The 24727-nt window shown below is 55.1% G+C and carries 21 protein-coding genes; 12 read left to right on the forward strand and 9 right to left on the reverse strand.

Annotated elements, in window-relative coordinates:
• Positions 1–42: 42 nt before the first annotated feature.
• The gene (locus tag FCN45_RS02155) at positions 43–1344 is read right to left on the reverse strand and encodes an anaerobic C4-dicarboxylate transporter (RefSeq protein ID WP_137385035.1); all 1302 of its coding nucleotides are present in this window, start codon (positions 1342–1344) and stop codon (positions 43–45) included.
• Between the two features lie 117 nt (positions 1345–1461).
• A complete protein-coding gene (aspA, locus tag FCN45_RS02160) occupies positions 1462–2898 on the reverse strand; it encodes an aspartate ammonia-lyase (protein WP_137385036.1) in 1437 nt (478 codons plus the stop codon).
• A gap of 375 nt (positions 2899–3273) precedes the next feature.
• Here aspA and FCN45_RS02165 point away from each other — a divergent pair, with 375 nt between their 5' ends.
• From FCN45_RS02165 to FCN45_RS02180, 4 genes are all read left to right on the forward strand, one after another.
• Complete coding sequence (locus FCN45_RS02165) at positions 3274–3726, forward strand: FxsA family protein (RefSeq protein ID WP_192236087.1); 453 nt, start codon at positions 3274–3276, stop codon at positions 3724–3726.
• A 191-nt stretch (positions 3727–3917) separates the two neighbouring features.
• Positions 3918–4211 (forward strand): co-chaperone GroES, encoded by a 294-nt coding sequence (locus FCN45_RS02170; protein WP_101762298.1) that lies wholly within the window; start codon positions 3918–3920, stop codon positions 4209–4211.
• Positions 4212–4257: 46 nt separating this feature from the next.
• The gene (groL, locus tag FCN45_RS02175) at positions 4258–5910 is read left to right on the forward strand and encodes a chaperonin GroEL (RefSeq protein ID WP_137385037.1); all 1653 of its coding nucleotides are present in this window, start codon (positions 4258–4260) and stop codon (positions 5908–5910) included.
• Positions 5911–6107: 197 nt separating this feature from the next.
• The gene (locus FCN45_RS02180; protein WP_008104416.1) at positions 6108–6455 is read left to right on the forward strand and encodes a DUF4156 domain-containing protein; all 348 of its coding nucleotides are present in this window, start codon (positions 6108–6110) and stop codon (positions 6453–6455) included.
• A 37-nt stretch (positions 6456–6492) separates the two neighbouring features.
• Here the strand turns inward: FCN45_RS02180 and epmB are convergent, their stop codons facing one another.
• On the reverse strand, positions 6493–7521 hold the full coding sequence (gene epmB, locus FCN45_RS02185; protein WP_137385038.1) for an EF-P beta-lysylation protein EpmB: 1029 nt from the start codon (positions 7519–7521) through the stop codon (positions 6493–6495).
• Between the two features lie 42 nt (positions 7522–7563).
• Here epmB and efp point away from each other — a divergent pair, with 42 nt between their 5' ends.
• Positions 7564–8130, forward strand: a complete 567-nt coding sequence (gene efp, locus FCN45_RS02190) for an elongation factor P (RefSeq protein ID WP_034826669.1) — start codon at positions 7564–7566, stop codon at positions 8128–8130.
• A gap of 145 nt (positions 8131–8275) precedes the next feature.
• The gene (locus tag FCN45_RS02195; protein WP_007886592.1) at positions 8276–8410 is read left to right on the forward strand and encodes an entericidin A/B family lipoprotein; all 135 of its coding nucleotides are present in this window, start codon (positions 8276–8278) and stop codon (positions 8408–8410) included.
• A 39-nt stretch (positions 8411–8449) separates the two neighbouring features.
• Here the strand turns inward: FCN45_RS02195 and FCN45_RS02200 are convergent, their stop codons facing one another.
• Complete coding sequence (locus FCN45_RS02200; RefSeq protein ID WP_101762294.1) at positions 8450–8974, reverse strand: lipocalin family protein; 525 nt, start codon at positions 8972–8974, stop codon at positions 8450–8452.
• Positions 8975–9110: 136 nt separating this feature from the next.
• Here FCN45_RS02200 and epmA point away from each other — a divergent pair, with 136 nt between their 5' ends.
• Entirely contained in the window at positions 9111–10088 is a 978-nt protein-coding gene (gene epmA, locus FCN45_RS02205; RefSeq protein WP_101762293.1) for an elongation factor P--(R)-beta-lysine ligase, read from the forward strand.
• 23 nt (positions 10089–10111) lie between these two features.
• Here the strand turns inward: epmA and degS are convergent, their stop codons facing one another.
• The 3 genes from degS to zapG form a co-directional block, all read right to left on the reverse strand.
• Positions 10112–11191 carry an outer membrane-stress sensor serine endopeptidase DegS gene (gene degS / locus FCN45_RS02210; RefSeq protein WP_101762292.1) on the reverse strand — a complete coding sequence of 360 codons (1080 nt, stop codon included), beginning with the start codon at positions 11189–11191 and terminating at the stop codon, positions 10112–10114.
• Positions 11192–11277: 86 nt separating this feature from the next.
• Positions 11278–12648 (reverse strand): serine endoprotease DegQ, encoded by a 1371-nt coding sequence (degQ, locus tag FCN45_RS02215; RefSeq protein ID WP_101762291.1) that lies wholly within the window; start codon positions 12646–12648, stop codon positions 11278–11280.
• Positions 12649–12752: 104 nt separating this feature from the next.
• Entirely contained in the window at positions 12753–13157 is a 405-nt protein-coding gene (gene zapG, locus FCN45_RS02220; RefSeq protein WP_064737767.1) for a Z-ring associated protein ZapG, read from the reverse strand.
• A 190-nt stretch (positions 13158–13347) separates the two neighbouring features.
• On the opposite strand from zapG, the gene zapE reads away from it, so the two are divergent.
• From zapE to sspB, 5 genes are all read left to right on the forward strand, one after another.
• Positions 13348–14475, forward strand: a complete 1128-nt coding sequence (gene zapE, locus FCN45_RS02225; RefSeq protein WP_137385039.1) for a cell division protein ZapE — start codon at positions 13348–13350, stop codon at positions 14473–14475.
• A 238-nt stretch (positions 14476–14713) separates the two neighbouring features.
• Positions 14714–15142 carry a 50S ribosomal protein L13 gene (rplM, locus tag FCN45_RS02230; RefSeq protein WP_007886599.1) on the forward strand — a complete coding sequence of 143 codons (429 nt, stop codon included), beginning with the start codon at positions 14714–14716 and terminating at the stop codon, positions 15140–15142.
• Between the two features lie 15 nt (positions 15143–15157).
• Positions 15158–15550 carry a 30S ribosomal protein S9 gene (gene rpsI / locus FCN45_RS02235; protein WP_007886600.1) on the forward strand — a complete coding sequence of 131 codons (393 nt, stop codon included), beginning with the start codon at positions 15158–15160 and terminating at the stop codon, positions 15548–15550.
• A gap of 329 nt (positions 15551–15879) precedes the next feature.
• On the forward strand, positions 15880–16521 hold the full coding sequence (sspA, locus tag FCN45_RS02240) for a stringent starvation protein SspA (protein ID WP_008104394.1): 642 nt from the start codon (positions 15880–15882) through the stop codon (positions 16519–16521).
• A gap of 3 nt (positions 16522–16524) precedes the next feature.
• Complete coding sequence (sspB, locus tag FCN45_RS02245) at positions 16525–17013, forward strand: ClpXP protease specificity-enhancing factor (protein WP_064737765.1); 489 nt, start codon at positions 16525–16527, stop codon at positions 17011–17013.
• Between the two features lie 52 nt (positions 17014–17065).
• On the opposite strand, the gene FCN45_RS02250 is transcribed toward sspB, so the two are convergent.
• Together FCN45_RS02250 and FCN45_RS02255 are read right to left on the reverse strand one after the other, a co-directional pair.
• On the reverse strand, positions 17066–18820 hold the full coding sequence (locus tag FCN45_RS02250) for a sulfite reductase subunit alpha (RefSeq protein WP_137385040.1): 1755 nt from the start codon (positions 18818–18820) through the stop codon (positions 17066–17068).
• Between the two features lie 129 nt (positions 18821–18949).
• The gene (locus FCN45_RS02255) at positions 18950–24481 is read right to left on the reverse strand and encodes a glutamate synthase-related protein (protein ID WP_137385041.1); all 5532 of its coding nucleotides are present in this window, start codon (positions 24479–24481) and stop codon (positions 18950–18952) included.
• Positions 24482–24727 lie beyond the last annotated feature (246 nt).

Here is a 24727-nt window from a genome sequence, read left to right on the forward strand (position 1 = left end):
AACACGACCGCTTCGCCACGAGGTTTTCAGGATGTAAACGCGCTACAGAATCAGGCTGCCAAACAGGAGGCCAAACGCCACCGAGAAGGCAATCGCCAACACGCCGGGAATAATAAAGGAGTGATTAAACACAAACTTGCCGATACGGGTTGAACCGGTGTCATCCATTTCCACCGCGGCCAGCAGCGTAGGATAGGTTGGCAGCACAAACAGCGCGGAAACCGCCGCAAAGGACGCGACGGCGGCCAGCGGCGAGACGCCCAGCATCAACGCGGCAGGCATCAACGCTTTGGTGGTGGCGGCTTGCGAATAGAGCAGCGTGGCGGCGAAGAACAGCACCAGCGCCAGCATCCACGGATAACCTTGCAGCATGTCACCGGCTAACGCCTGGATATCGTTGAGGTGCGCTTTGACAAAGGTATCGCCCAGCCACGCCACGCCCATCACGCAGATACAGGCGCTCATGCCCGATTTAAAGGTGCTGGCGCTGAGGATTTCACCGGTATCGACTTTACAGGTCAGGCAGATTAGCGTGGCAACGGTCAGCATAAACACCACGATGGCTTCGTTGCGTGGCAGCACGGGATTGCTGATCAGGCCAACGCTGTCGCTAATTGCGGTGGCGTAGAGCACCACGGCGGCGATGCCGATCAGGAACAGCAATACGGCACGCTTCGCGCCCGGTTTGATGTCATAAACCTGCTCACCGCGCAGTTTCACTTCACCTTTCGCTAAACGCGCCTGATATTTCTCATCATCCCTGAGCTCCTTGCCGAGAAAACTGGTGATGATGGCGGCGCAGAAGATCGCTGCCATGGTAGAGGGAATCGCCACACCCAGCAGCGCCAGATAACTCACGCCATGCGGTTCCAGGATTGAAGCGAAGAATACCACCGCCGCCGAGAGCGGCGAGGCGGTAATGGCAATCTGCGAGGCGACGACCGCAATCGACAGCGGACGCGACGGGCGCACGCCTTGCTCTTTCGCCACTTCGGCAATCACCGGCAAGGTGGAGAAGGCGGTGTGGCCGGTGCCGGCCAGCAGCGTCATGACATAGGTGACCAGCGGCGCAAGGAAGGTGACATAGCGTGGATGGCGGCGCAGCAGGCGTTCTGCCAATCCCACCAGATAATCAAGACCGCCGGCGATCTGCATCGCGGCAATTGCGGCAATCACCGCCATGATAATTTCGATTACATCAAAGGGAATCGCGCCGGGTTTCAAGCCGCAAATCAGCGTCAACGCCAGCACACCTAAACCGCCCGCGAACCCAATACCGATGCCGCCCAGACGTGCACCGAGCCAGATTGCCAGCAGGACAATAACCAACTCCACTACTACCATTCGTTCCACTCCCTGAGCCGCGGAGAAATCCCGACTCTTAAAGTTGTAGCCGCCAAAATGAAAAAAGCACGCCGCATTGTATACGGGCGTGCTGTTGGCAACTTGATCCGGAACGGATTACTGTTCGTTTTCGTCGGTGTAACGTTTGGCTTTGTACGCCGGATGCATCAGGTTCTGAATGGAGAAAATGTCATCCAGTTCAGTTTCCGTTAGCAGGCCACGCTCCAGCACCACTTCACGTACGCTTTTACCGGTTTCGGCGCAAATCTTACCGACGATATCGCCGTTGTGATGGCCGATGTACGGGTTGAGGTAAGTGACGATACCAATCGAGTTGAACACGTAAGCTTCACACACCGCTTTGTTGGCGGTGAGGCCGTTGACGCATTTTTCCAGCAGGTTGAAGCAGGCGTTAGTCAGAATGCTGATCGATTCAAACAGCGCCTGGCCAATCACTGGCTCCATCACGTTGAGCTGCAGCTGACCCGCTTCTGACGCCATGGTGACGGTAATGTCATTGCCGATCACTTTGAAGCACACCTGGTTCACCACTTCTGGCACCACCGGATTGACTTTGGCGGGCATGATTGATGAACCGGCCTGCAGTTCAGGCAGGTTGATCTCATTCAGGCCGGCGCGCGGACCGGAGGAGAGCAGGCGCAGGTCGTTACAGATTTTCGATAGTTTCACGGCCAGGCGTTTCAGAGCCGAGTGCACCATCACGTACGCGCCGCAGTCGGAGGTGGCTTCAATCAAATCTTCTGCAGGCACCACCGGCAGATTACTCACTTCCGCCAAACGCTGTACCGCCAGCTGCTGATAGCCATCCGGCGTGTTGAGACGTGTGCCGATGGCGGTGGCGCCGAGGTTCACTTCCAGCAGCAGTTCAGCGGTGCGCAGAATGCTGCGAGTCTCTTCATTCAGCAGCACGTTAAACGCGTGGAACTCCTGGCCAAGCGTCATCGGCACCGCATCCTGCAGCTGAGTACGGCCCATTTTCAGAATGCTTTCGAATTCAACCGCTTTGCGCTGGAAACCTTCGCTCAGCTGATTGATGCCGTCGAGCAGCTTCAGGATCGAAGCGTACACCGCGATACGAAAACCGGTTGGATAAGCATCGTTGGTGGACTGACACTTGTTCACGTGATCGTTGGGATTGAGGTACTGATATTCACCTTTCTGGTGGCCCATCAGCTCCAGGCCGATGTTGGCCAGCACTTCATTGGTGTTCATGTTGACCGAGGTGCCCGCGCCGCCCTGATAGACGTCAACCGGGAACTGATCCATGCATTTACCGTTGTTCAGCACTTCATCACAGGCCTGAATAATGGTGTTGGCGATATTGCGGGGAATGGTCTGCAACTCTTTGTTGGCGAGCGCGGCTGCTTTCTTCACCATCACCATACCGCGGACAAACTCCGGTATGTCGCTGATTTTATTGTTACTAATGTAGAAGTTTTCAATCGCACGCAGAGTATGAACACCGTAGTAAGCGTCTGCCGGAACTTCGCGCATGCCTAACAGGTCTTCTTCGATACGAATGTTGTTCGCCATGATTACCTTCTTGTTATTGCTGCCTGGTTACTGCCGGGCGTCGGGATGGACGGGCGGCAAACAACGTGCAGGTGAAGCGATTATATTGTCGTGGAATGTCAGCGCCGACATATTATCCATCTTCGCACTGACGGGCACGATCATATTCTGATGTTACAGAATTGTTTGTGCACAGATCACTTTACGGGCTTTTGCAGGCCCAGCGGTAATAACGATATGTGATGTACTTCGCAATTTTAAGTCAGTGGGAAAAAAATGGCAGGATCGGTTGAAAATGCCGGTGCAAATGCCCATCTCTATCAATACGGTCGTAAAGACCCTCCCTTTTTGCTGCCTGGCCATTTGCGGGGCAGCTTCAACTCACAGGAGAACTCGGTGCGCTGGTTACCGTTCGTGATTTTTTTTGTTTTGGCCTGGATTGAGATCTCAATCTTCATTCAGGTCGCGCATGCGCTGGGCGTGCTGCTCACCATGCTATTGGTGATCTTCACCTCGTGTATTGGTGTGTCGCTGGTGAAAAATCAGGGCATGAAGAATTTCCGTTTGATGCAGGAGAAGCTGGCGCGTAACGAAAGCCCGGCGGCTGAGATGACCAAAAGCGTTTCGCTGATCATCTCCGGCTTCCTGCTGCTGTTGCCCGGTTTCTTCACCGACTTCCTCGGTTTACTGCTGCTGTTGCCGCCGGTGCAGAAGCATCTGACGTTGAAGCTGATGCCGCACTTGCGCGTATGGCGAGGTCCGGGCGCCGGTCCGGATGCGGGTTTCACCGTGGACGGTGAATATGAGCGCAAAGATCAGGACCAAATAGGTCATGACAAAGACCATTAGATAATCAAGGCGGCGCAAGCCGCCTTTTTGTTGCTTTTTTCGCCGTCTGTTGCAGAAACGAAAATATTTATATTTTTTGCCCTTGAAAGCCCACTTATTGCCCCTATCTCTTCCAGCACGAGGCTGGAAGCCCTGCTGTCCGGCTCAACCCCAAAAATGAATGATTGGACTTTCTAAAGGAGAGCTATCAAATGAAAATTCGTCCATTGCACGATCGCGTTATCGTCAAGCGTAAAGAAGTCGAAGCTAAATCAGCGGGCGGCATCGTGCTGACCGGTTCAGCTGCCGGTAAATCTACCCGCGGTGAAATCCTGGCTGTTGGCAAAGGCCGCATCCTGGAAAACGGTGAAGTTAAGCCACTGGACGTAAAAGTGGGTGATCTGGTGATTTTCAGCGAAGGCTACGGTGCTAAAACCGAGAAAATCGACAACGAAGAAGTTCTGATCATCTCCGAAAGCGACATCCTGGCAGTTGTTGAAGCGTAATTTACGCGCAATTCACTGAACGAAACGAATTTAAGGGATATTTGAAATGGCAGCTAAAGACGTAAAATTCGGTAATGACGCACGCGTAAAAATGCTGCGTGGCGTAAACGTACTGGCAGATGCAGTAAAAGTTACCCTGGGCCCGAAAGGCCGTAACGTGGTTCTGGATAAATCTTTTGGTGCACCGACCATCACCAAAGATGGTGTTTCTGTTGCGCGTGAAATCGAGCTGGAAGACAAGTTCGAAAACATGGGCGCACAGATGGTGAAAGAAGTGGCCTCTAAAGCGAACGACGCAGCAGGCGACGGCACCACCACTGCAACTGTACTGGCTCAGGCCATCATCACCGAAGGCCTGAAAGCCGTCGCTGCGGGCATGAACCCGATGGATCTGAAACGCGGTATCGATAAAGCCGTTATCGCCGCCGTTGAAGAACTGAAAACCCTGTCTGTGCCTTGCCAGGATTCACGCGCGATTGCACAGGTTGGTACCATCTCTGCTAACTCTGATGAAACCGTGGGCAAACTGATTGCAGACGCGATGGACAAAGTGGGCAAAGAAGGCGTTATCACCGTTGAAGAAGGCACCGGCCTGCAAGATGAGCTGGACGTGGTTGAAGGTATGCAGTTTGACCGTGGCTACCTGTCTCCGTACTTCATCAACAAGCCAGAAACAGGCGCAGTTGAGCTGGAAACCCCGTTCATCCTGCTGGCTGACAAGAAAATCTCTAACATCCGCGAAATGCTGCCCGTGCTGGAAGCCGTTGCGAAAGCCGGTAAGCCACTGCTGATCATTGCAGAAGACGTGGAAGGTGAAGCTCTGGCAACGCTGGTGGTGAACACCATGCGCGGTATCGTCAAAGTGGCTGCGGTTAAAGCACCTGGCTTCGGCGACCGTCGTAAAGCGATGCTGCAGGATATCGCTATCCTGACCGGCGGTACCGTGATCTCTGAAGAGATCGGTATGGAGCTGGAGAAAGCTACCCTGGAAGATCTGGGTCAGGCAAAACGCGTTGTGATCAACAAAGACACCACCACCATCATCGATGGCGTGGGCGATCAAGGCGCTATCTCTGGCCGCGTAACGCAGATTCGTCAGCAGATCGAAGAAGCAACCTCTGATTACGACAAAGAGAAACTGCAGGAGCGCGTAGCGAAACTGGCAGGCGGCGTAGCCGTGCTGAAAGTGGGCGCAGCAACTGAAGTTGAAATGAAAGAGAAGAAAGCACGCGTTGAAGATGCCCTGCACGCGACCCGTGCTGCGGTTGAAGAAGGCGTGGTTGCCGGTGGTGGTGTGGCGCTGGTTCGCGTTGCAGCGAAAATCGCCGCATCTGGCCTGAAAGGCGATAACGAAGATCAGAACGTGGGTATCAAAGTTGCGCTGCGCGCAATGGAAGCCCCGCTGCGTCAGATCGTTTCCAACGCCGGCGAAGAGCCTTCAGTTGTTGCTAACAACGTGAAAGCAGGCGACGGTAACTACGGTTACAACGCGCAGACTGAAGAGTACGGCAACATGATCGACTTCGGTATCCTGGACCCAACCAAAGTGACTCGTTCTGCGCTGCAGTACGCTTCGTCGGTTGCGGGCCTGATGATCACCACCGAAGCGATGGTGACTGACCTGCCAAAAAGCGACGCACCTGATTTAGGCGGCGCTGCCGGTATGGGTGGCATGGGCGGAATGGGCGGCATGATGTAATTGCCCCTGACTGCTTAAGTCATCTGGAAAACCCCCGATCGGAAACGGTCGGGGGTTTTTCTTTTGCTGGGGAACAAGGTATAAGTAAGGGCGCAATACTTCGGCTTTACGGGTTTAGGGCAATGAATGTTCAGAAAAAAAGTGCGCTTTTCTGCTACGCTGCCGCCCGACACTGATGATAATAAATGGGGATTACAATGCGGATTAACCTCTTGCTCGGTCTGGCAGTCGGAACTTTACTGCTGGCGGGCTGTAGCAGCTCCAATCAATTGAGTGCTGGCGGCGAACGTGTGACCTTCGTCGACCAACAACCCGCAAGTCAATGTCAGCTGCTGGGAACGCTTACCGGCTCTCAGAGCAACTGGCTGAGCGGTTCAGGCGGTGAAGGCAGTTCACTGCGTGGCGCAGCTAACGACCTACGCAACCGCGCGGCAGAAATGGGCGGCAACGTGATTTATGGCGCCACCAGCCCGACGCAGAATCTGCTGTCAGCTTTCGCACCGCTCGACAGCAAAATGACCGGCCAGGTGTATAAGTGCCCGTAAGTTGCAGTTGTAAAAAAAGCCGCTGATGCGGCTTTTTTTATGCCTGACGCAGCTGCAAATCCAGCGGCGTCTTGCTTGGCTCGCCGCCAATCTCGCGCGCCAGTTTCGGCACCATATAACCGGAAACCATCGGCAGCAGCTGGCGCATCAGCCCACGTGCTTCCTCATCTGACACAAAGAAGTGCGCCGCGCCTTGCACCTTATCCAGCACGTGCAAGTAGTAGGGCAGAATGCCGGCATCAAACAGCGCATTACTGAGATCCGCTAGCGTCTGCGCATCATCATTCACATCACGCAGCAACACGCTCTGATTGAGTAGCGTCACGCCGGCACGCTTCAGCATCTGCATGCCGTAACGCAGCTCATCATCAATTTCCTGCGCATGGTTGATATGGCTCACCATCAATACCTGCAGGCGCGTGTCCGCCAGAATCTGACACAAACTCTCGGTGATACGCGACGGAATCACCACCGGCAAGCGGCTGTGAATACGTAGGCGTTTGAGATGCGGGATTTTCTCCAGCGCGCCCACCAGCCATGCCAGTTCATGATCTTTCGCCATCAGCGGATCGCCGCCGGAGAATATGATCTCGTCCAGTTCCGGATGCGTGGCGATGTAGTCAATCGCTGCCTGCCAGTTGCGCTTGTTGCCCTGATTATCCTGATAAGGGAAATGACGGCGGAAACAGTAGCGGCAGTTGACCGCACAGCCGCCTTTTACCAGCAGCAGCGCACGGTTTCTATACTTATGCAGTAAACCCGGCACCACGCTGCTTTGTTCATCCAGCGGATCGGTGCTATAACCTGGCGCATAGATAAATTCCTGGCGGCTGGTGAGCACTTGCAGCAGCAGCGGGTCGGTCGCATCGCCTTTTTTCATGCGTGCGATGAAGGCGCGCGGTACGCGCAGGGCGAAAAGCTTGCGCGCATCAGCGCCTGCAGCCAGATCAGCATGCTGATCAAGAGATAAAAGTTGCAGTAATTCAGCAGGTTCGGTGACAACATCAGCTAGTTGCTGCAACCAATCTTCTCTGACGGGGGGATTTAGGGTTACAATGTGTGCCATTTTTTTGGCTATTTACCAGTTCAATATTTACAGAGGGCCTTTATGGCGACTTATCTTAGCAACGATTTCCGTCCCGGTCTTAAAATCATGTTCGAAGGCGAGCCATATGCCATCGAAGCCAGTGAGTTCGTTAAGCCGGGTAAAGGCCAGGCATTTGCGCGCGTTAAAATGCGTCGTCTGCTGACCGGTTCTCGCGTTGAGAAGACCTTCAAATCTACTGACTCTGCCGAAGGCGCAGACGTTCGTGATATGACGCTGCAATACTCTTACAACGACGGTGACTTCTACTACTTCATGCACCCAGAGTCTTTCGAGCAGTATCAGATCGAATCTAAAGTGCTGGATGACGTGACCAAGTGGCTGCAGGACAATGCGGATTGTATCGTTACCCTGTGGAACGATAAAGCGATCGCTGTTCAGCCACCGAACTTCATCGAAGCGGAAGTTATCGAAACCGATCCAGGCCTGAAGGGTGATACCGCAGGTACCGGCGGTAAGCCCGCTACGCTGTCGACTGGCGCTGTAATCAAAGTGCCACTGTTCGTACAGATTGGCGAAGTAGTAAAAGTAGATACCCGCTCTGGCGAATACGTTTCTCGCGTAAAATAATCGTCAAATCAGGCGCATCATTGATGCGCCTTTTTTCTCACTGTGTGTTTCCCTTCTCTTTTTTCATCCGTCCAATCCGCAGTTTTACAGATCAAGACTATGCTTTAAGAGCTGTACTTTTACTGCAACCAAAAAGGATATGGCTATGTTAAAGAAAAGTATTGTCGCGATTTTTTCCGTGCTGGTGCTCTCATCCGTTCTGACCGCTTGTAACACCACGCGTGGTGTTGGCGAAGACGTTTCGGCGGGCGGCAAGGCAATCCAGCGCAGCGCACAGTAAGATAGTCCGGTGCGAAAGCGACTTTCGCACCGGTCCTCTCTATTTCTGCTCCACCCAAATCAGCTCATCCACCGGGAATCCGGCACTTCTGGCCTGTTCAACCAGGCGTTGCTTAACATTTTCATCCAGCTGCGGCGTACGTGACAGAATCCACAAGTAGCTACGATTCGGCCCGCACACCAGCGCATAGCGATAGTCAGGATCCAGTGCGATCACGTTGTAGCCGCCATAGAACGGGCCAAAGAACGACACCTTCAGCGCGGCGCGCTGTTTATCGCCGGTGAAGTAGGCTTTGCCAACGCTCTCTTGCCAGCGCTGTTTCTGCTGATTGTAGCCGCGATTGATCACCTTCAAACCGCCATCCTCGCGCGGACTATAATTAGCGGTAACCTGTTGTAATCCGCGCTCAAAGCGGTGATCGAGGCGGGCGATTTCATACCATTGGCCGAGATAGCGCTGACTGTCGAAACCCTCTACTACTGTGACACCTTTAGGCGGCGCGGTTGAGCAGGCAACGGAGAGAAAAGCGCTCAGGCTGGCAAGCAGGGTTTTCCATGGAGACATTGTGGGATTCCTTCACGATTTTAATGGGTTAAGTATAGCTGCCCGCTAGCAAATTGCTGCCTGCGCCCGCTGCCGTTGTTTGCCATCGGCATTGCGGGTAGACTTCCACCCCTTATCTGTATGAGGAGTCATCAACATGAGCGAAACGGCAAGCTGGCAGCCGAGCGCACCCATTGCCAATTTGTTGAAACGCGCCGCTATCATGGCGGAAATACGTCGTTTCTTTGCCGATCGCGGCGTGCTGGAGGTCGATACCCCGGCGATGAGCCAGGCGACCATTACTGACATCCATCTGGTGCCGTTCCAGACGCGTTTTGTTGGGCCAGGCGCAGCCGAAGGGCGCGATCTGTGGCTGATGACCAGTCCGGAATATCACATGAAGCGCCTGCTGGCGGCCGGAAGTGGTCCGATTTACCAGATGGGTCGCAGCTTCCGTAATGAGGAGGCCGGGCGTCACCACAATCCCGAGTTCACCATGCTGGAGTGGTATCGTCCGCACTACGACATGTACCGCCTCATGAACGAGGTGGACGATTTGATGCAGCAGGTGCTGGAGTGCGACAGCGCGGAATCCCTGTCGTATCAGCAGGCGTTTATCCGCCATCTGGAAGTCGATCCGTTATCGGCTGATAAAGCGCAGCTACGCGAAGTGGCGGAGAAGCTGGGCGAGGGCGAGTTGGCCAATCGTGAAGAAGACCGCGATACGCTGCTGCAGCTGCTGTTTATGCTGGGCGTTGAGCCGAAGATTGGTAACGATAAGCCGTGCTTCGTCTACCATTTCCCTGCGACGCAGGCCGCATTGGCGGAGATCAGTACGGAAGATCACCGCGTCGCCGAGCGCTTTGAGGTCTATTACAAAGGGATTGAGCTGGCGAACGGTTTCCGTGAATTAACCGATAGCCGCGAGCAGCGTCAGCGCTTTGAGCAGGACAATCGTCGTCGTGCTGCGCGTGGCCTGCCGCAACATCCTATCGATACCTATCTGCTGGATGCACTGGCGCACGGTATGCCTGCCTGTTCTGGCGTGGCGTTGGGCGTGGATCGTTTGATCATGCTGGCGCTGAAAGCCAGCTCGCTAAGCGAAGTGATCGCCTTCCCGGTCGATCGCAGCTAAATCATCAGGGCGCGCAAGCGCCCTTATGGCGTGGTGGTGGCGGGCGCGGTCACTTCCGGGAATTCCTGAATCGTCACCGGCAAGGTCATTTTCTTTTCATTACGCAAGATCTGCACGTCAATCACCGAGCCCGGCCGAATTTCTGCCACCTGATCCATGGTTTCCTGCGCCGAGAGCGCCGGTTTACCATTCACTTCCAGCAGCACGTCATTGGCCTGAATGCCGGCGCTATCGGCGGGGCCATTCGGCGTGACGTCACTGACGATAATGCCCTGCACGCGATCAAGATTACTGCCTTGGCCGTGCAGCGGCGGCAGTTCGCGCCCGGTGATGCCGATGTAGCCGCGAATCACCCGACCATCACGAATCAGCTTATCCATGATTTTGCTCGCCAGCGCGGTGGGAATGGCGAAACCAATCCCTTCCGGCGTTTCGCCATCGCTGCTTTTATCAAACGTCAAGGTGTTAATGCCCATCAGTTCACCCAGCGAGTTAATCAATGCGCCGCCCGAGTTACCCTGATTGATCGAGGCATCGGTCTGCAGGAAGTTTTGTCGTCCGGATGAGCTCAGACCCACGCGTCCGGTGGCGCTGATAATGCCTTGCGTCACGGTTTGGCCGAGGTTATATGGGTTGCCGATCGCCATGACGACGTCGCCGATGTGCGCGATACGTTTGGCGTTGATGGGGATAACCGGCAAGTTGGAGGCGCTGATTTTCAGCACCGCTAAATCGGTCATGGCATCGGAACCCACTAAGGTGGCTTCGAAGAAGCGTCCATCCTGCAGCGCGACGATGATTTGGTCGGCGTTATTAATCACGTGTTTGTTAGTGAGGATGTAGCCTTTGCCGTTCATGATGACGCCGGAACCCAGCGTGGTGATGCCGCGATTATTGTTGCCATGGGCGCTGCGGTTATAGACGTTAACGACCGCAGGCACGGCACGTCGCACACCCTGATTAAAACTAACGGGTGCTTCATCGTCGCTGTTGTCTTGATCAAAGGTGACGTTGCTGCCCATACGCAGCGCAGGGATCGCGACGAGCAGTAAGCCAGCCACGATCAGGCCCATCACCACAGAACGCAAAAGTTTAAGAAACATGGTGTTATTTCAAGCCAGGTGAGATCGCAGGGCAGAATAGCATGAGAAAGGCGGACAAACACCTGCTTGTCCGCCTGTTGCGAGGATTATCGCAGAAGCAGGTAAATCGTCTCTTCGCCGCGCACCACGTTTAGTGCCAGCACCGGCGGTTTGCCTTCCAGCACTTTGCGCATTTCGGCAATAGAAGCGACGCGATTGCGGTTTACGCCGATGATCACATCATCTTTCTGCAAACCAACTTGCTCCGCTGGCGTGCCTTTTTCAATGGCATCGACTTTCACGCCTTTATCACCGGTTTTGGTCGCGCCGTCGCTCAGCGTTGCGCCTTGCAGTGCAGGCGACATCAGCTGCGCGCTGGCGGTGGTTTGCGCGCTCTGTTCCAACGTGACGGTGACGTTGACCGGTTTGCCTTCACGCAGCAGGCCGATTTTCACATCCTGGCCCGGCGGCGTGGTGCCGACTTTCACACGCAGCTCAGCAAAGCTGGTGATTGGCTTATCATTGATGGAGGTGATGATATCGCCGGCTTTGATGCCCGCTTTCTCGGCGGCTGACTTCGGCAGCACTTCCGAAACAAAGGCGCCGCGCTGCGCATCAACGTTAAACGCTTTGGCGATATCGGCGGTCATTTCCGTGCCTTTGATACCAAGCTGACCGCGCTTCACTTCGCCGAACTGAATCAGCTGCTGCGCCAGGTTCATCGCCATGTTGGCGGGAATGGCAAAGCCAATGCCGATGTTGCCGCCGCTTGACGCCAGAATCGCGGTGTTGATACCAATCAACTCACCATTCAGGTTCACCAGCGCACCGCCGGAATTACCGCGGTTAATCGCGGCATCGGTCTGAATGAAGTTTTCCAGTCCTTCCAGATTCAGGCCGCTACGACCGAGCGCAGAGATGATGCCCGAGGTGGCGGTTTGACCCAGACCAAACGGGTTACCGATGGCCACGGCAAAATCACCCACTTTCAGCGAATCAGAGTCGGCGATTTTCACCTGCGTCAGGTTTTTCGCGCCTTCAACCTGGATCAATGCGATGTCGGTTTGTTCATCGTGACCAATTAACTTAGCGTCATATTCGTTGCCGTCACCCAGCTGCACGCTGATTTTATCGGCGTTGCTGACCACATGGTTATTGGTGAGGATATAGCCTTTAGCGGCATCAATGATCACGCCAGAACCCAGACCTTCAAAAGGCTGAGGCTGCGATTGTCCCGGTGCCTGACCAAAAAAGCGCTTCAGTGGTTCAGGAATATCCTGCGCCTGCTGACCGCTGTCGGTACCTTCAACACGCACGCTCACTACTGCGGGCAGAACTTTTTCCAGCATCGGTGCAAGGCTTGGCAATGCTTGTCCCTGAATCTGGGCGGGAAGAGTTGCCAGCGCACTCGGCGCCGCAGCCAAACTCATCCCGATACCTAAGGCTAATGCGCTTAACAGACGTGCTTGTTTTTTCATTGCTACAACGCTCTCGCTGCGAAAGGGATAAAAGAAGTGTGACAGTAGTTTGTGGTTTGTGTTCGAAAACGAAAAGGGCACAGCTAAGCTGTGCCCCAAAAGGATTAATTACGCGGAGCGCGGTCGCTGCCACGTAACAGGCCGGATGCGCCTTCAGAGTAATCACGCGGCATCTGCACCGGCGCCTGATCGTTATCCGCTTCGGCTTCCGTTAACTGGTAGGCAAACGGATTTTTCTCGCCGGGCAGATTTGGCAGCAGGTCGTTAGACCCTTTCGCCATGTGCTGATACAGCTGGCGATAATCATGCGCCATATTGTCCAGCAGCTCGGCGCTGCGGGCGAAGTGGTTGGTGAGCTCCTCGCGGTAATCGGCCAGCTCAGCCTTCGATTTTTCCAGTTCATACTGCATGCTACGCTGCTCACGCAGCTTCTTGTTGCCAAAACGCATGACGACTGCGCCGACAATAATGCCAATCACTAAACCAATCAGCCCGTATTCCCAGGTCATAATGACTCCCGTGTAATTTCCGTTGTTTCGTAGGGCATTGCTTCTGTTGCAACATCAACTTCAATAGCAGCCACTATACCCAATAATCTATTGGAAGTGGAACTATCGGGCTGCATCGCTTAGTGTAGAGCGGCCTAATTTTCGTCAACCGACCCGTGAATCGGACTTTTTCAGGGATTCTGAGAGAACCATGCAAACCTCATCTCCGCTTGCGCGCTACGAGCAGGCGCTGTCGCAGGGCGAATTTCGCCCGGATGACGTACAACGAGAAGCGATTACCCGCTTAGATACCATCCAGCAAGGATTGATTGCCCGCCAGCAACAGGTTGAACCGGCTGCCAAAGGTCTGTTTGGCCGCTTGTCTAAGATAATGAATAAAGAGAAAAGCACCCGCGAAGCGCCAGTGCGCGGCCTGTATATGTGGGGCGGTGTGGGACGCGGTAAAACCTGGGTGATGGATCTGTTTTTTCAGTCAATTCCTGGTGATCGTAAGCTGCGCCTGCATTTCCACCGCTTTATGCTGCGTGTCCATCAGGAACTGACGCAGCTGCAAGGCCACAGCGATCCGCTGCTAATTGTCGCCGATCGCTTTAAAGCGGAAACCGACATTCTCTGTTTCGATGAGTTTTTTGTCTCGGATATCACCGACGCCATGTTGCTGGGCACGCTGATGGAAGCGCTGTTTGCGCGCGGCATCTCGCTGGTAGCCACCTCGAACATTCCGCCGGATGAGCTCTATCGCAACGGCCTGCAGCGCCCGCGTTTCCTGCCAGCCATCGAACAAATCAAGCGTCATTGTGAAGTGATGAATGTGGACGCGGGTATCGATTACCGTTTGCGCACACTAACGTCGGCGCATTTGTGGAACTTCCCGCTCAACGAGGCCACGCATAGCGAAATGGAGCGCATGTTCCGCGCGCTGTCCGGTAAAGCGCGTGAAGACGCGCCGGTGCTGGAAATCAACCATCGCCAGATGCCCACGCTGGGCGTGCATGAAGGCGTGCTGGCGATCAATTTCCTGACGCTGTGCGGCGAAGGGCGCAGTCAGCACGACTATATTGAGCTCTCGCGCCGTTTTCACAGCCTCTTGCTGTATGATGTGCCGGTGATGATTTATAAGACCGAAGATCAGGCGCGCCGCTTCCTTGCGTTGGTCGATGAGTTCTACGAACGCCACGTGAAACTGGTTGTCGCGGCTGAAACATCACTGTTTGAAATTTATCAGGGCACACGCTTGAAGTTTGAGTATCAACGCTGCTTGTCGCGTTTGCAGGAGATGCAGAGCGAAGAGTATTTGCGTCTGCCGCATCTGCCCTGATGACGTGGCATAAATCGTAGGTTTTAGATGCAAAAAGGTTCGATCTTTGAGTTCGACTTCTCTATAATCTTGCGACCCCACGTTACAGCATCGGTTTTCTTTCCCAAGAACTCGATGTGATCCGGTAACTCACTTGAAGGGGTGGCTTGCTGGGCAAAATGGTCGTGTGAGCCTCAATCGTTTACTTAGCGTTTGGGATTTCACCAACGTGTAACTTTTTATTTGGGTAAGCTTTTCAATGAAAACTTTTACAGCTAAACCAGAAACCGTACAGCGTGACTGGTATGTTGTTGACGCAACGGGCAAAACCTTGGGTCGCCTGGCGACTGAACTGGCGCGCCGTCTGCGTGGTAAGCACAAAGCGGAATACACTCCGCACGTTGATACCGGTGATTACATCATCGTTCTGAACGCAGAAAAAGTTGCTGTAACCGGCAACAAGCGTACTGACAAGATTTACTATCACCACACTGGCCACATCGGTGGTATCAAGCAAGCGACCTTTGCAGAGATGATCGAGCGCCGTCCTGAGCGTGTGATTGAAATCGCGGTTAAAGGCATGCTGCCGAAAGGCCCACTGGGTCGTGCTATGTACCGTAAACTGAAAGTTTACGCAGGCAACGAGCACAACCACGCGGCGCAGCAACCGCAAGTTCTTGACATTTAATCGGGATTATAGGCAATGGCTGAAACTCAAAACTACGGCACTGGTCGCCGCAAAAGCTCTGCCGCTCGCGTCTTCATCAAGCCGGGTAGCGGTAACATCGTAATTAACCAGCGCTCTTTGGAGCAGTACTTCGGTCGCGAGACTGCACGCATGGTCGTGCGTCAGCCGCTGGAGCTGGTTGATATGGTTGGTAAATTTGACCTGTACATCACTGTTAAAGGTGGTGGTATTTCTGGTCAGGCTGGTGCGATCCGTCACGGTATCACACGCGCTCTGATGGAGTACGACGAGTCTCTGCGTTCTGAACTGCGTAAAGCGGGCTTCGTTACCCGTGATGCGCGTGAAGTTGAACGTAAGAAAGTCGGCCTGCGTAAAGCACGTCGTCGTCCGCAGTTCTCCAAGCGTTAATTGTTTGCTGCTTCGGCAGCGGCAGTTGGCTCAAAAAACCCGCTTCGGCGGGTTTTTTATTGCCTGCATTAATGATTTTTTCCCACGAAAAACGCGAGCTTTACCCGCATTTTGCCCGCAAATCATCACGCCCGCCCCACAAGCTGCTTAAAATCTGGTAAACTCACTGTCACTTTGCGCCTGCAAGACGCAGCGTTGTGCATGTCGTTCCTGTCCGGAAGACCGGTCGATGCTCCTGACGCTGACGGTAGGCGAATCTGATGAGCCGGTGAGTCGCCGTGTGGTTGGCTATTCGCAGTATCTTTTTGTGAACAAACTTGGAGGTTTTCATGGCTGTCGCTGCCAACAAACGTTCGGTAATGACGCTGTTTTCTGGTCCGACTGACATTTTCAGCCATCAGGTACGTATCGTACTGGCTGAGAAGGGCGTCAGCGTGGAGATCGAGCAGGTTGAAACGGATAACCTGCCGCAGGATCTGATTGACCTCAACCCGTATCGCACCGTACCGACGCTGGTCGACCGTGAACTGACGCTGTATGAATCACGCATCATCATGGAATACCTCGATGAGCGTTTCCCGCATCCACCGCTGATGCCGGTTTACCCGGTAGCGCGCGGTGAAAGCCGTCTGATGATGCACCGCATTGAGCAGGATTGGTACAGCCTGATGCGCACCATCGAAACCGCCAACGGTGCCGAAGCCGATGCAGCGCGCAAGCAACTGCGCGAAGAGCTGCTGGCGATTGCACCACTGTTCGCACGCACACCGTTCTTCATGAGCGAAGAGTTCAGCCTGGTGGATTGCTATCTGGCGCCGCTGCTGTGGCGTCTGCCGCAGATGGGCGTTGACCTGTCTGGCGCCGGTTCTAAAGAGCTGAAAGGCTATATGACGCGTGTGTTTGAACGTGACTCTTTCCTTGCGTCACTGACGGAAGCAGAACGTGAAATGCGCCTGCAAGCTCGGGGCTAATGTATGGAAATGTCGCAACTAACGGCGCGTCGTCCTTACCTGTTGCGGGCGTTCTACGACTGGTTGCTGGATAACCAGTTGACGCCGCATTTGGTGGTCGACATCAATCTGCCTGGTGTGCAGGTGCCGCTGGAATATGCGCGTGATGGACAGATCGTTCTGAACATCGCGCCGCGTGCGGTAGGCAATCTTGACCTCGCCAATGATGAAGTGCGTTTCAACGCGCGTTTCGGTGGCGTACCGCGTCAGGTTTCTGTGCCGATGGCTGCAGTTCTGGCGATTTATGCCCGTGAAAACGGCGCTGGCACCATGTTCGAGCCGGAACCGGCTTACGAGCTGGCGACGGACGAGCAGGAAGGTAGCGGTCAGGAAGAGACAATGATGTCTGTGATTGATGGCGATCGTCCGGATGATGCGACTGACGACGATCATTCGCCAGATGATGAGCCGCCGCCGCGTGGCGGACGACCTTCACTGCGTGTGGTGAAGTAAAACGTGCAATAAAAAACGGGCCGATTGGCCCGTTTTTTTATGCCTGCGCGTCTTAGTAGACGTCGCGCAGGTAGCGTTTATCTTTCTTCAGCTGATCGACGTAAGCCGCCGCGCGCTCGCTGGACAAGCCACCGAACTGACGAACCACTTCATACAGCGCCGCATCAACGTCTTTTGCCATGCGAGATGCGTCGCCACACACGTAGAAGTAAGCGCCATCCTGCAGCCAGGCGTACAGCTCAGCGCCTTTCTCCAGCATGCGGTTCTGCACGTAAATCTTCTCTTCCTGATCGCGCGAGAAGGCCAGATCCAGATTAGTCAGCAGACCTTTCTCCTGCCATGCCTGCAACTCTTCTTCGTAGATGTAATCGTGTGCCTGATGCTGGTCACCAAAGAACAACCAGTTTTTACCTTCTGCGCCCGTTGCCTGACGTTCCTGCAGGAAGGCGCGGAACGGTGCGATACCGGTGCCTGGCCCAACCATGATCAGCGGCGCATTGCCGTTTGACGGTACACGGAACGCTTTGTTTGGTGAGATGAAGATCGCCGGCTTTTCGCCGCGACGTACACGTTCAGCCAGATAAGTTGAGCACACGCCTTTACGCTCGCGGCCGCCGCTGTGATAGCGCACGGAAGCAATGGTCAGATGTACCTGATTTGGATGGGCTTTCGAGCTCGACGAGATGGAGTAAGCGCGATGCTGTAACGGACGCAGCATGGCAACGAATTCCGGCACCGACAGGCTGCGCGTCAGCTCAAGCTGCAGCAGATCCAGCGTGTCTTTGCCCCACAGCCAAACGGCAAGGGTATCTTTATCGTCGTGCTGCAGGACGTGACGCAGTTCCTGGTTGGTGGTGTGCTGGCCAACCCACTCAATCAGTTTGCGTGACGGCTCGGAGATTTCGAACTGATAAGTCAGCAGATCGCCGAGGTTGCGATCAAAGCTGGGAACTGGCGTTTCGTAATCTGCTTTCAGCTGAGTCAGCAGCAGTGAAACCAGTGCTGCGTCATTCACCGGGATCACACCCAGCGCATCGCCCGCTTCATATTTCAAACCGCTGTCGGTGAGATCAAACTCGAAGTGACGAATATCTTTCGCCGACTCTTCTGCCGAAAGACGCTTGTTAGTCACCAACGCAGCCGCATAGGGGTTCTGCTTATTGCTGCCCGGAATGACCGGCGCTTCAGGCGCACTTTCTAATGCTGTACCGCTGCTGCCTGCACTGGCGGCGAATTGCGGCATCGCCGTACCAATCCACGCACTGGATGGCTCTTCGAAGTCGATATCGCAGTCGATACGATCGGCGACGCGTTTTGCACCGAGCTGCTCAAGACGCATATCGATGAATTTACCTGCCTGGCAGAAACCGTCGTAGCCGGTGTCGCCAATCGCCAATACCGCAAAGTGCATCTGCTCCAGACGCGGCGCGGTGCTGGCTGAAATCGCGTTCCAGAACAGCTGGGCGTTGTCCGGCATTTCGCCTTCGCCGTAGGTCGAGGTGACGATCAGCACGTGACGCATGGTGGCGAACACATCCAGATCCACTTCGCCCAGCGCTTGAACCACCGGCACCAAACCTTTGGCGCGTGCGGCTTTAGCGGCCGTTTGCGACAGCGCTTCAGCGTTGCCGGTCTGTGAACCGAACAGGATGTGCAACTGCGTATTGGTGCTGGCACCTGCAGCCGGTGCGCTCTGCTTGTCTTCTAATACCAGCAGGCGCGAATGGAGACCGGCGAGGAAGCCCGCCAGCCAGTATTTCTGCTCACCGTTAAACGGTGCATCTTCAGGAATGTAAGGAATTTTCATCGGTAAGGCTCAATCCTGTTCAAAATTTTATCCCTGTCATACTTCAGGTTACAGATGCGTTTGCCGCCTTTCTGCACCTTGAAGTAGTGAGGGAAAGGTCAAAATTACACTTGTTCATTGGCGCTGTAATCAGGAAAGTTTCCCGACCGCAGCAGCGATTTCTGGCAGTGCAGCACGCGCAAACAGCTCTTCAAAATCAGGCAGATGACCAAGCACTTCACGGTTGCAGGCATCCTGATAGATGATCCAGCCGTAAGTCGCCAGGCTGTCCATCGAGCGAATGTTGCGCTGCGTTAATGCCGCTTTGTAATCTGACATTCGTTTCGCGGCGATCAGGCTTGCCAGCTCGTCATCGCTGTAACTCTCAATCGCCGAGCGTGCATGACGTTGCAGCTTGCTGATGAGCGTGAAATCTTCGGTCATCAGAAGATTACGTACCGCTTTTTCTACTGCTGGATCTTCCACCGCCGTGCCTTTCGGCAGCTTGCCCAGCGCCAGCTGCTGCGCGAGGCTGAGAACGGTGTAGTTGTTCAGCAGAACAAACATCTCTAGCGTATCGGTCGCGCCATAAGCCGGAACTGCGCCGTTGGCAATGGTTTTACCGTCACGCCACGCTGATTTGAACTTCGCAACCTGATGCGCAGCCAGTGAGGTTGACAGCTCTTCAAGCAGGTCTTTACGTGATTTGGCTTTCAGGATTTCGGTGCCATCCTGATACAGCAGCAGCGAACGCGGCATCACATAAACAAAGTGGTGGCACTCGGTTTCCCAGTTATCCAGCAGCCAGGCCGCGCGTGGCGATTGGGTTGCTTCCAGATGCCAGTTCAGCATGGTCAGCACCGCTTGTTTGTGCACCTGCGCCATTTCATCTTCATCGGCGATAGAACCAAACAGCACCGAATCACCTGCTGCGTGGGCTGCCAGCGATCCATACGGATCGTACTGGTAAGCGAAACCGCCGCTCATGCCGTTGCCAAAGCCTTTACCAAAGGTGCCAAGGTTGAGGATGGCGCCGTTGGTCATGTATTCGCAGCAGAAGTCACCAACGCCTTCCACTACCGCGGTTGCGCCGGAGTTACGCACGGCGAAGCGGTCACCCGCCTGGCCCTGAACGAACAGACGGCCGCCGGTGGCGCCAAACAGCGCGAAGTTACCGATCAACACGTTGCCATCGCTATCCTGTGCGCCGCCGCCTGGTGACATCACCACCAACTCGCCGCCGCACTGGCCTTTGCCGACACCGTCGTTACAGGTGCCGTAATGCTTCATCTGCATGCCGTCGTTGCAGAACGCGCCGAACGACTGGCCAGCAGAGCCGCTGGTGTTAATCAGCACGGTGGCTGGCGCCAGATAGTGACGACCGCGATCGTCTTTCAGCACCGCTGGCAATGCAGCCAGCTGCTCTTTCGAGAGTTCATGGTTCAGCATGCGTTCGATATCGATCGCCAGCTGACCACCGACGCTTTTGTTACGGTTGTTCAGCGTGATGCCCGCGCCCAGCGCGATTTCACGGCTTGCCGCGCCAACCAGCTGCGTTTTCAGCTCGCTGACCCAGCCATCATCCAGCTCAAAGTCTTTTTCCAGATACACCGGCTTGGCAATTTTCTGCTCTGGCACTACGGTCAACATCGCACGCAGATCCAGTTTGCCGACTTCCAGCGGGTGATCCATCAAGTGCAGCAAATCCGAACGGCCACGCGCTTCACGCAGAGAACGCAGACCGAGGCGGGCGAGGAACTCACGCACTTCCTGCGCCACGTTGATGAAGTACTGCGCCAGCTGACGCGGATCACCATCAAAGGCTTCGGCGTTGGTGGTTAAACCGGCCGGGCATTTGACGTTACAGTTTTTCGCCATCACGCATTTCAGCATCATCAGCGCGGTGGTGCCGAACTCGAAGCTATCGCCGCCGAGCAGGGCAGATTTGATCACATCGCTGCCGGTTTGCTGCGCGCCGGAGCAGCGCAGCTGCACTTTGTCGCGCAGGCCGTTGGCACACAGCGCCTGATGCACTTCAGCGATGCCGATTTCCGCGACGCGGCCGGTATATTTCAGGCTGGTAACGGACGCTGCGCCGGTGCCGCCGGTGTTACCCGCGACGTTAATGACATCCGCGCCGGCTTTCGCCACGCCGACGGCGATGGTGCCGATACCTTCAGATGAAACCAGTTTGACGATGACACGCACGCGCGCGGCTTTACAGTCGTGGATCAGCTGCGCCAAATCCTCGATGGAGTAAGTGTCGTGGTGCGGCGGCGGTGAAACCAGCTCAACGCCCGGCGTACCGCCACGCGCTGCGGCAATCTCAACGGTCACTTTTGGTGCCGGCAGCTGGCCGCCTTCACCGGGCTTCGCGCCCTGACCGATTTTGATCTCCAGCTCTTCCAGCATTGGATCAGCAAGATAAGCCGCCCACACGCCGAAACGCCCGGATGCCAACTGCTTGATACGTGACGCGCGGATGGTGCCGTGACGTGAATAGTGCTCGCCACCTTCACCACAGTTACTCATGCCGCCAACCATGTTAGTACCGTGCGCGACAGCTTCGTGCGCCGGCGCAACCAACGCACCGTGGCTCATCGCACCGGAAGCAAAGGTACGGGTGATTTCGTGGGCTGGCTGAATCTCTTCCAGCGGCAGCGATGGCAGCGCGGTGAAGATCAGCGACAGATAATCGGCCGCTTTGCCGTAAGCGGTGATGTGCAGCACGCCATCCGCTACGTTGCTGCTTTCGATATCATCGGTGAAACGGGTTTTCAGTGCCCGTGCCAGCGCTTCCAGGCGCTCGCTTTCTGGTTTCAGGCCAGCAATTGCATCGATCAGACGCAGCTCGAACTGGTTCAGGCTGCCGTTCACTGCTTCACATTTCAGGCCACGCGTAGCGAAACCGTTGTTCACCAGCGAGTAGCGGCCCAGTTTACGGCCGAATTCGGCTTCGCTGTCCACGTGGGTCAGATCGCACGGCAGCGCGAGGATGTCACGTAGCGCCGCAGGACGGCGTTTACGTTCGGCATGCATCAGGCTGGAGAACTGACGATAATCTGGCGTGATGGCAAAGCTGTCGATCACATCGTTTGGGATGCGCTCGAAGCTGCTGTCTTTAAAGGCTTCCGCTTTGATGTTGAACGCATTATCCAGTTTGGCCAGCGTCATCAAACGAATAAAGTTGTCCTCTTCGCGCTCTTTGTTAGCAAAGCGAATCGGTTGTTCCGTCATATCAATGAAGGTACGCACCGCGATGGTGCCGTATGAGTGGCCCGCGCCTTCAGCACGCTCTTTGAACAGGCCGAGCAACGGCACTTCCGCTTCGCCCTGAATTTTTAATGCGCTTTGATGCCAGTCTACCGCCATCTGGGCGATCGCCGGGAAGCCCGCGCCGCCAACCGGCGTTTTGATATTCGGGAAATACTTTTTCAATACCGGATCGTCGGTATTCAGGAAGTTCGGCTCGAAGAACTCGCCGCAGCTGTAGCTCTCAACGGTACACAGGCCGACTTTACCCATGGTTTTCATCAGCGCTTTTTCGGCTGCTTTGGCATAGCGTTTAAAGGCTTTATTGCCTTCTTCGCCTTCACCGAATTTCTCTTCCGCACGCATCTGCACGCCGAGTGGGTAAACGGCAGAAGCACCGAAGCCCAGCGTCGCCGCGATATGGTGTGAAGAGATGCTTTGACCACTTTCGACCACCAGCGAAACATCCAGACGCAGACCTTCCTGCACCAGACGTTGGTTGATCGCCGACACCATCAGCAGCATCGGGATCGCTGCGTGAGTTGAAGAGATATGACGATCGGTGATCACCGCGATGCCGCCTTGCTGGCGTGCGAAATCGACAACCTGCTGGGCTAAGTCATCAATGGCTTTTTCCAGCGCGTTGGCGTTGGCCGCACGGCTGACGATATCTTTGCCGACCACCGGTTCATACAGCATCTCGAAACGCGCATAAGGAGCGACGGTTTGCTCGCGCAGGCGCAGCATGTCGAGGTGCGTCAGGATTGGCGTCGGAACAATGATTTGCTGACCTTTGCTGCGGCCGAGATGCGGCTTCGCACCCAGCGCAACACGCAGCGTCATGCCGTCCGCTTCACGAATGGAGTCGAGCGGCGGGTTGGTAACCTGGGCAAATCGTTGTGAGAAGTAGTGCGCCATGCCGCCTTCGTGGTCAGACAGGCCGTTGATGGCGTTGCCGTAACCCATGGCTGAGATCTTCTCAGCGCCGGTTTGCAGCATCGGATCCATCATGAATTTGAAGCTTTCCTGGTTGTAGTAGTAGGCGACAAAACGTTGATAGGTTTTGAGGTCACCACGATAACGCAGCGGCGAGCCGAGCTGCTCTGCCTGAATTTCTGGCAGGTCGGCGAGATCGATACGCGCTTTGCTCAGGAGTGACAGATAATCTTTTTCAGCGGCCAGTTTTTCCAGCGCTTCAACCGTGGTGTAAGAGCGTTTCTCTTTGTGATCGTAATAGAGCATGCCGCCCGCTTCGATACGGCCACGACGCAGCACGCTTTCCGGTGGGAAGGCGATCTGGCCCGCTTCAGACATCGCTCCGATGTACTCCGCGGTTTCAACGGAACGCAGCGGACGCAGACCGAGGCGGTCAAGTCGCGCGCCGATCACTTCACCGTTACCGAAGATAAGCGCAGCTGGGCCATCGTTCTTCTCTTCATATAAAGAGAAGTACTCGAGCATGGCGCGCACTTCGTTCGAGAGCGAGGTATCGTTCTCCCACGCTGGCGGCATCATCGAAACTACGGCGTTGATCAGGTCGAGGTTATCTTCCATCAAACGGCTATGGATGCTCTGGTCGAGACGCGAACTGTCGGACTGACCTTTTGGACGCACGATTTTTTTACCGCGCGCCAGCATCAGTGCCGCTTCGGCAATGCGGTTTTTACGATCGGTGTTCAGCTCGCCGTTGTGCGCCATTAAGCGGAATGGCTGCGCCATGGTGGTATGCGGATCGGTGTTGGTCGAGAAACGGGTGTGGAAGAACAGCCCGCGCACCTGATGATCGGCATCGGTCAAATCTTTGAAGTAAGGAATCACTTCGTTGGAGTTCAGACGCGCTTTAAATACCTGCGTGCGCGAAGAGAGCGACAGCGGATAGAGGCCGCCGAATTCGCTTTCGGTAAAGGCGCGCGCTTCGATATCCAGCAGCGCGCGATAAATCTGGCGCTCGAATTCGAGTTGTTCAGTCACTTCCTGCGGCGCGGCAAAAATCCACTGCACAATCGGCAGCTGGAATTGCAGGGCGGCCGGGCGCGTCACGCTGCCGTCCAGCGGCATATCGCGTTTCACTAATACCGGGAAGTTATGCGCCGCCAGCGTTTCTTCAACCAGACGCTCAGCGTTTGCACGCAGCTCTGCGTCTTTTGGCACAAAGAAGTTACCGACGCCAAAACGGCCGGCTTCCAGCGCCAGACCGGTGACCTTGCGGAAGAAGTTCAGGGAGAGATCGACGTTCACACCCGCGCCATCGCCCACGCCTTCGGCAGACATGCCGCCTCGGTGCGGAACCGTGCACAGCGCGCTATGGGCCATCCGCAGAATCTCATGAGTCTGCTCGCCGTCCTTACGGGTAATGAAACCTACACCACAGCTGTCACTGCCAGCTGATGGGTCATACAAACCATAGGGATTCGGTTTTTGCGTGGACATTGAGAGTCTCCTTAAACTTCTTTTGACATTACCTGCATTATTTCGTGTACCGCAGCGTGACAATGTAAGCCAGCGCGGCGGTATCAATTCTTGTGCCGCTCAGTAAAGAGCAGGCGTCGCAGCACCGAGCAAGGGCTCTCAAGACACTGTTGTCACGTCCTTAATGAGCTGCTCTTTTTATTCCGGTCTCTTTCGGGAGATAGCTTGCATCCAGAGGGAGGCTTCTTGCTGCATAGATATGCCGAG

This window comes from Pantoea sp. SO10, assembly GCF_005281435.1.
Taxonomy (GTDB): domain Bacteria; phylum Pseudomonadota; class Gammaproteobacteria; order Enterobacterales; family Enterobacteriaceae; genus Pantoea; species Pantoea leporis.

What these genes read in the sequence shown, in the direction of transcription:
- FCN45_RS02155 (WP_137385035.1), bottom strand. Translation starts at nt 1,344, where the DNA reads ATGGTAGTAGTGGAGTTGGTTATTGTCCTGCTGGCAATCTGGCTCGGT.
- aspA (WP_137385036.1), bottom strand. Translation starts at nt 2,898, where the DNA reads ATGGCGAACAACATTCGTATCGAAGAAGACCTGTTAGGCATGCGCGAA.
- FCN45_RS02170 (WP_101762298.1), top strand. Translation starts at nt 3,918, where the DNA reads ATGAAAATTCGTCCATTGCACGATCGCGTTATCGTCAAGCGTAAAGAA.
- groL (WP_137385037.1), top strand. Translation starts at nt 4,258, where the DNA reads ATGGCAGCTAAAGACGTAAAATTCGGTAATGACGCACGCGTAAAAATG.
- FCN45_RS02180 (WP_008104416.1), top strand. Translation starts at nt 6,108, where the DNA reads ATGCGGATTAACCTCTTGCTCGGTCTGGCAGTCGGAACTTTACTGCTG.
- epmB (WP_137385038.1), bottom strand. Translation starts at nt 7,521, where the DNA reads ATGGCACACATTGTAACCCTAAATCCCCCCGTCAGAGAAGATTGGTTG.
- efp (WP_034826669.1), top strand. Translation starts at nt 7,564, where the DNA reads ATGGCGACTTATCTTAGCAACGATTTCCGTCCCGGTCTTAAAATCATG.
- FCN45_RS02195 (WP_007886592.1), top strand. Translation starts at nt 8,276, where the DNA reads ATGTTAAAGAAAAGTATTGTCGCGATTTTTTCCGTGCTGGTGCTCTCA.
- FCN45_RS02200 (WP_101762294.1), bottom strand. Translation starts at nt 8,974, where the DNA reads ATGTCTCCATGGAAAACCCTGCTTGCCAGCCTGAGCGCTTTTCTCTCC.
- epmA (WP_101762293.1), top strand. Translation starts at nt 9,111, where the DNA reads ATGAGCGAAACGGCAAGCTGGCAGCCGAGCGCACCCATTGCCAATTTG.
- degS (WP_101762292.1), bottom strand. Translation starts at nt 11,191, where the DNA reads ATGTTTCTTAAACTTTTGCGTTCTGTGGTGATGGGCCTGATCGTGGCT.
- degQ (WP_101762291.1), bottom strand. Translation starts at nt 12,648, where the DNA reads ATGAAAAAACAAGCACGTCTGTTAAGCGCATTAGCCTTAGGTATCGGG.
- zapG (WP_064737767.1), bottom strand. Translation starts at nt 13,157, where the DNA reads ATGACCTGGGAATACGGGCTGATTGGTTTAGTGATTGGCATTATTGTC.
- zapE (WP_137385039.1), top strand. Translation starts at nt 13,348, where the DNA reads ATGCAAACCTCATCTCCGCTTGCGCGCTACGAGCAGGCGCTGTCGCAG.
- rplM (WP_007886599.1), top strand. Translation starts at nt 14,714, where the DNA reads ATGAAAACTTTTACAGCTAAACCAGAAACCGTACAGCGTGACTGGTAT.
- rpsI (WP_007886600.1), top strand. Translation starts at nt 15,158, where the DNA reads ATGGCTGAAACTCAAAACTACGGCACTGGTCGCCGCAAAAGCTCTGCC.
- sspA (WP_008104394.1), top strand. Translation starts at nt 15,880, where the DNA reads ATGGCTGTCGCTGCCAACAAACGTTCGGTAATGACGCTGTTTTCTGGT.
- sspB (WP_064737765.1), top strand. Translation starts at nt 16,525, where the DNA reads ATGGAAATGTCGCAACTAACGGCGCGTCGTCCTTACCTGTTGCGGGCG.
- FCN45_RS02250 (WP_137385040.1), bottom strand. Translation starts at nt 18,820, where the DNA reads ATGAAAATTCCTTACATTCCTGAAGATGCACCGTTTAACGGTGAGCAG.
- FCN45_RS02255 (WP_137385041.1), bottom strand. Translation starts at nt 24,481, where the DNA reads ATGTCCACGCAAAAACCGAATCCCTATGGTTTGTATGACCCATCAGCT.